Source organism: Leptolyngbya cf. ectocarpi LEGE 11479, from assembly GCF_015207065.1.
In the GTDB taxonomy this organism is placed as follows: Bacteria; Cyanobacteriota; Cyanobacteriia; order Phormidesmidales; family Phormidesmidaceae; genus Leptothoe; species Leptothoe ectocarpi.
The window spans coordinates 1-6666 of record NZ_JADEXP010000347.1 but is presented as its reverse complement, the minus strand read 5'-3'; the positions used below and the strand labels follow the sequence as shown (position 1 = coordinate 6666).

Genomic DNA, 6666 nt, shown 5'->3' with positions numbered 1-6666 from the left:
TTGGGGTGCTGATCGTGAGTCCGGTTTATGTGAATGAGTATAGCGGCTATCACGGCTATCACCCAATTCATTTGTTGATGGTGGATCCCCGGCTAGGAACGCTCCAGAAACTCCAGGCATTGGTGGCTGAGGCCCATGATCTAGATATTGCTGTCATCCTTGATGTAGTCGTGAATCACCTGGCAGACAATATTGACTGGGAGGAATATGGTGGCCCATCGGGGGGTGAATTTAAGTATGTGCGCGGGGACAGCGCAGCGGTCATGCCATTTCCGGTGGAAACTCGCAATACGCTACTATTTCACGGTCCTGAATATACTGATATGGTCAATCAGCGGTTATTTGGGTTCCTAGAAGATTGGCGAACAGAGAGCAGCCATGTACGTAGTTTGCTGATAGATCACCTTAAATATTGGTTAGCTGTTACCAATGTGGATGGCTTTCGATATGATTCGGCGCGTCATGTAGGCGTAGATTTCTGGCAGCCTTGTGTAGCGGAGATTTCAAGATATGCTCGCTACTTGGGAAAAACAGATTTCTTGCAAATTGCGGAACATGCGGGCAGTTCCCATGGGGAGTTAACCGCTTACAATGGGGCGAATTTCTCAGGATTCTTAGATTATCCCACCCACTACAGTTTGAAACATGCCCTAGGCAATGGAGAATGGTTGGGTGGCTTTGCAGATTATTTTTGCGGCCGATTGGCACCCGGCTCTACCTATGCAGCTGGCTGGCGTAACAATCTGATGTTTTTGGACAATCAGGATACAACTCGCATCTTCCATGAGTTCTTAGTCCGTCATTCGGATCGGGCTAAGGCAACGAGCTGTTTACATTTCGCATTGGCCTGTTCCATATTAGGTCCCCAGAGACCGGCAATTTATGCGGGCACAGAGCAGGAGTTTTCCGGTGCCTTGGGGATGCATCAGCGGGAAGATACAGGGGAGTGGATCGGTCATGACTGCCATGTGCGGGAGGATATGTTTGATAATCCGGCCTGTGTTTGGAAATTTGGGCCGATTAATCGAAAAGTATTTCAGCCTTACAATCAGGAACATGAGACATTTCAGCTAATTCATACATTAGCGGACATGCGCAGACAGATGGTCAATATTCAAACGTGCGATCGCACCATTCTCATCGCCAAGGACCACGGTTTACGATGTGTGCTCCTCCATGATGCCCAAGGAACACCTCCCCTTCTAGTGGTTATGAATCTGGGCACACAGCATCTTATAGAAACCGATATCCCAATTCCCGAAAGCCATGGCAAGATTATAGATTTAAAGCTGCGAGTCACTACCGCTGGCGGCACGCTGGAGTGGATTGATCAACGATTAAAAGCTCAACTCCCTCCTTTTGCGTTTGTCCTAGGACAGCTGGAAACCTACCCATGGCCGCTCTCAAGAGAACCTTGGTATAGTCTTAAGCAGCAGGATTGGGCCGTCAGTCGCGAAGAGGCAATAAGTTTTTAGCTTGTACCCTGTCTCTAGGGTGAATGCATTCATGATATAAAAGCCATGGCCAGCGAACAGCCTTCTCAAAGCTCAGATTCTGACTCTTCTGATATACAGATCCCCTGGCTCTATCGTTTATTTTCCTTACCTCCACAGATCAAAAACTTTATTCTTTTTTGGTTTGGTCAATCGCTTTCTCAAATTGGTACGCGGTTGACTGGATTTGGCCTGGGCATTTGGGTTTATCAAAATACTCAGGCGGTAACCCAGCTGAGCCTAGTTTTCTTCATCACTATGTTGCCAGGGGTCGTCTTAACTCCATTGGTGGGTGCGTTAGTAGATCGCTGGAATCGACGCTGGATTATTTTTTTTAGTGACTGTGGTGCGGCCGTTGTCACTGCAGCACTGTTGCTGTTGCAAATGAGCGGAAGTTTACAGATTTGGCATACTTATATTTCAGCATTCGCCACATCGCTGTGTGGATGTTTTCAGATGGTTGCTAAGGGGGCAGCCATCCCTATGATGGTCAGTAAGCAGCAGCTTGGACGAGTAAACGGGATGCTGCAATTTAGTTCAGCCCTCAGTGAGATTTCAGCACCAGCCCTGGCCGGTTTTCTCGTGGGTACCCTAAATTTAAGTGGGTTACTGTGTCTGGATTTGGGCAGCTATGCCATTGGCCTGAGCACCTTGTTGTTTGTATCTATTCCCCAACCAGAGCCTGACACATCGTCTTTTCAAGATCGCTCACTACTGAAAGAAATTTTCCAGGGCTGGAATGTTATTTCCTCACAAGTTGCCTTGCTGATTTTGCTGGGTTTTATGGGACTTTATTTCTTTGTTAACGGTATGGCTCAGGTGCTACTTAACCCATTGGTCCTTTCCTTTTCAAGTGCTCAAACCTTCGGTAGCGTCATGTCTTTAGGCGGCATTGGTATGGTGATAGGGAGTATTTTAATGAGTATTTGGGGAGGCGGGCACCATGCCCTGCAAAATTTGTTCGTGGCATCGTTCATTGGCAGTGTCGGGTTAGTTATTGCCGGTACTAGACAATCGATTCCTATAATTTCTTTGGGACTATTTATTTCGTTTTTAACCTTGCCTATTATTATGGGAACCAGTCAAACCATTTGGCAGCGGTGTGCTCGCTTGAGCCATCAGGGGAGAGTTCTTTCCCTCGTAGGTACGTTCACAGGGTTGTTGGCCACCATCGGCACCATCAGTGCTAGTCCTTTAGCTGATGTTGTGTTAGAGCCTATGTTAGCTAAAGATGGCCTCCTTGCCAGTACGGTTGGTCAGTTGATTGGTATTGGCGGTGGGCGTGGGATTGGATTTCTAATGATCCTGGCAGGCAGTTTACTTGCAATTGTGTCTCTAGCTGTATATGTCTATGTTCGCTGCTTAAATCTTGATAGTACGCTACTTGAGTCGCAAGAAATTGTTGAATCAGAACCGTTGGTCACGACATAAGTATTTCTATAAATTTTTAAACATTGATGGTATCTGATACAGAGAATAACCGCAATCAGATTGACCTTTCTCTGATTATTCCAACGTACAATGAATCTGATAACATTCTTCATCTAGTTGATAAATTGAGCTTTTCACTAGAGAGTGTTATCTCTGGAAAATATGAGTTGATTATTGTAGATGACAATAGTCCAGATCGAACCTGGCAAATTGCCCAGTCATTAACAGCTCAATATCCTTCATTACGGGTCATACGACGGACAGCGGATCGGGGACTTTCCTCAGCTGTAATTTGTGGTTGGGAAGAGGCTGCTGGTGAAATACTAGGAGTTATGGATGGGGACTTACAGCACCCACCCGCCACACTCCTACAAATGTTAGATGAGATTAAAAAGGGAGCCGATTTAGTTGTTGCCAGTCGCCATATTACAGGAGGTGGCATCAGTGATTGGCATATTGGGCGACGCTTCTTGTCTCGTGGAGCCCAACTGCTGGGCTTACTGATATTGCCTGAGATACTCACTCAGGTATCAGATCCCATGAGCGGCTACTTTCTGGTGCGTCGTGCTGCGATCGCAAACAAAACGCTAAATCCCATCGGCTATAAAATTCTGCTTGAAGTCCTTGCCAAAGGAGAAATCAGTGAAATAGCCGAAGCGGGGTATATCTTTCAAGAACGCCTGGAGGGTGAAACTAAAGTAACTTCCAAACACTATTTTGATTATTTGCACCACTTGGTGCGGCTACGCATTAATCTATTTGGCCGTCTGCTTAAATGGTCATCAATAGATGATAAGGAAGAAGAGCCGTGGTTACAACCACCTATTAGATTCAAAATTTTCGTTATTATTCTGATTGCCCTAGGTACCTTTTTTCGCTTTACTCACTTAGATCAAAAAGCTTTTTGTGGCGATGAACCCTGGACAGCCTTAGCTATTTCTGGCCATACGGTTGCTGAAGTCAGACAAGAGATTAACGATCATAGGAACCCATTTAGCATTTCAGCTTTAGATACCTATCAACACCTAAATCCAGATCGAGGGGTTGGTAGTACCATTAACTATCTTGTTACCTCAGATCCACAACATCCGCCGCTTTACTACGCAATTGTGAGGCTGTGGGCACAGCTTTTGGGCGATTCTCCTGCTGCCCTTAGAAGCTTATCAGCCCTAATCAGTCTGTTTCTCCTTCCCAGTGTCTATTGGATCTGTTTAGAACTATTTGAATCCTCAACAGTGGGTTGGATCTCCATGGCATTAGTGGCAGTATCTCCCCTACAAATATTTTTTGCCCAAGAGTCTCGGCAATATAGCCTTTGGATGGTAACAATTTTAGTATCCACTGCAGCATTCCTGAGGGCAAGCCGCCGTCAAACTGCAAGTAGCTGGGGAATCTATTGTCTGAGCACAGTTCTGGGACTTTATACCCATCTTTTAACAGGTTTAGTTCTGATGGCCCATGGTGCATATGCACTTATGCGATACGGACTGCACCATCGGAAAATTGTATGTAGCTATTTGCTAAGTACACTCATATCCAGCTGTCTATTTCTACCCTGGGCCATTATTTTAGTCAGGCATATCAGTACAGCAATAAACTTAACATCGGGTTGGGGAAAGAAGCTAATTGATAGCCCCCTAGATCTTATTGCTATTTATTTTGCACGATTGAGTAGACCACTTTTTGATCTAAATTTAACGTCTGACATCCATTTATTTGATTCATTTAAATTAGAAGGGCCTGCGTACTACAGTCTATTTTCACTGGTATTGGGTTTAATTATACTTACTTCCTCAGGATATTTTCTCGTTTGTAAATTATCTAGTAAGCCCACGCATCTTTTAATTATCTTAATCGCTATATTCTCAGGAATTTCACTACTCGTCTGGGATTTAGGTTATGGCGGAGTCCGATCTATACAAATTCGATACCAGCTGCCATTCTATCTTTTTGAAGAGCTTACTCTAGCCTATATATTAGGGCTTGGCATTGCCCAGAGCCAACTTTGGAAACGAAAATTTTGGCAATCTGTACTGCTACTAACAATAACTTTTGGTTTAATTTCAGATATTAAGTTTCTACATGATGGACACTGGTGGAGTCGCTCAGAAAATCAGTTCACAACTCGGGTTGCCCAGGTCATCCAGCAATCAGAAACGCTCGAAAAGTCTTTGATTTTTGTTGATGAATCACCTGTCAGACTTGGTGATCTTCTGTACTTAAGTCGCACGTTATCTCAAACCTATCTTTTATCGGCAGCAAATAACGTAGCAATCACAATTCCTATGGAATATGATAAAGTCTTCTTTCTTGAGAAGAAGACTATTAGATCGTTTCAAGTATTAGAGAAAAACGATAGCTACGTATTAGATGAACTTATAAAACCCCAAAAAACTAGTCCTAAAGGGTTATGGCAATTTACGAGAATTAAAGTGTCTTGATAAGGGAAACGTCAGCGATGGGTCAAAATTTTAGAATTAGCAATTTCATCGATAGGCTGGCGACAGATGAGTTGTTAGCGTTTTTTAGGCACCTGACGAGATTTTCTATTGTTGGATTAAGTGGAGTATTCCTAGATCTAGGAGGCTTTTACTGCTTACATCAGATGCTTGGGTGGACGATAACACCAAGTGCTATGGCATCAACAGAATTAGCAATCATCAATAATTTTCTCGGAAATGAGAACTGGACATTTCGGGATATATCAATGCTGCGGCCACGCTTTCGGGATCGGATGCAGCGATTCATAAAATTTAATTTGATCTGTTTGGTCGGTTTAGTTCTCAATATTCTAATTGTAGATCTCATGTTTTACACATTTGGAGTTAATGAGTATGTAGCGAAAATTATTGCGATCGCAGGCGTCGTCTTTTGGAACTTTAACGTTAATTTGAAGCTCAATTGGCAGGTGAAAGAGCAAGCGAGCGAGCCAACTGGAGAGGAGAACACCCAAAAAGAAGGGATAACTTCTGATGTTTCAGAGCTGATCAGCTAATACACTCAAATCACTCAACAAACTAGCCTGCTGTGGTTGCAAAAAAAAGTGGTCTCCGGGAAAGAGTTTTTGTGTAAATGGTCCACTGGTCTGCTGCCGCCATGCAGCCAACCCTGCTGGCTTGGTATGAGTATCAGTGGTACCGCTGTAAACCTTGATAGGACAGCTAAGCTGTGGCTTTGAACGATACTGGTAGGTCTCCAGCATAGTAAAATCTGCTCGCAACACTGGCAAAAATAAATCCAGCAGCTCTGGGTTTTCGAGAACCGCCTCAGGAGTCCCGTTATAGTGACGAATAGCGGCAATAAATTCTGTTTCGGGTAGTTTGTGGATAGGCGGGACAGATACTGGAAAATGAGGTGCATTCCGACCGGAAATCACTAAATGGGCTGGCTCAATCTGTCCTTTTTGTTGCAGAGATCGCGCTACCTCGTAGGCTAATAAAGCTCCGAGACTGTGACCAAACAAAAAATAAGGTCGATCTAAATAGGGGTTGATCGCGTTAGTGACCGCCGATACTACAGCTGTCAACTCAGTCATCAGTAGTTCCGAGAAACGATGCCCCCGTCCCGGCAACTCAACGGCACATACTTCTAATTTGGAAGATATGGTCTCTGGCCAGCAACGAAAAATATGACTTGAGCCACCTGCATAAGGAAAACAAAATAATCGAATAGGTAACTGTTGCGAAGTAGACAAAACCTTCAACCAAGGAGTAAGAAAAGCCATGACACCGCTTTATAACGT

At 44.2% G+C, this 6666-nt stretch carries 5 protein-coding genes; 4 read left to right on the top strand and 1 reads right to left on the bottom strand.

All coding sequences use genetic code 11. The annotated features are described in order from the left end of the window. The 4 genes from IQ260_RS25250 to IQ260_RS25235 form a co-directional block, all read left to right on the top strand. Positions 1-1475, top strand: a 1475-nt coding sequence (locus IQ260_RS25250) for an alpha-amylase family glycosyl hydrolase (protein WP_193995845.1), incomplete at its 5' end; no start/stop codon positions are given. Positions 1476-1520: 45 nt separating this feature from the next. Continuing rightward, positions 1521-2924: an MFS transporter gene (locus tag IQ260_RS25245; protein WP_193995844.1), complete on the top strand. Its 1404-nt coding sequence runs from the start codon at positions 1521-1523 to the stop codon at positions 2922-2924. Between the two features lie 26 nt (positions 2925-2950). Beyond that, positions 2951-5365, top strand: a complete 2415-nt coding sequence (locus IQ260_RS25240) for a glycosyltransferase (protein WP_193995843.1) — start codon at positions 2951-2953, stop codon at positions 5363-5365. Positions 5366-5382: 17 nt separating this feature from the next. After that, positions 5383-5919, top strand: a complete 537-nt coding sequence (locus tag IQ260_RS25235; RefSeq protein ID WP_193995842.1) for a GtrA family protein — start codon at positions 5383-5385, stop codon at positions 5917-5919. Here the strand turns inward: IQ260_RS25235 and IQ260_RS25230 are convergent. Then, positions 5902-6648 carry a thioesterase II family protein gene (locus tag IQ260_RS25230; protein WP_193995841.1) on the bottom strand — a complete coding sequence of 249 codons (747 nt, stop codon included), beginning with the start codon at positions 6646-6648 and terminating at the stop codon, positions 5902-5904. The genes IQ260_RS25235 and IQ260_RS25230 overlap by 18 nt on opposite strands. Between the last annotated feature and the right edge of the window lie 18 nt (positions 6649-6666).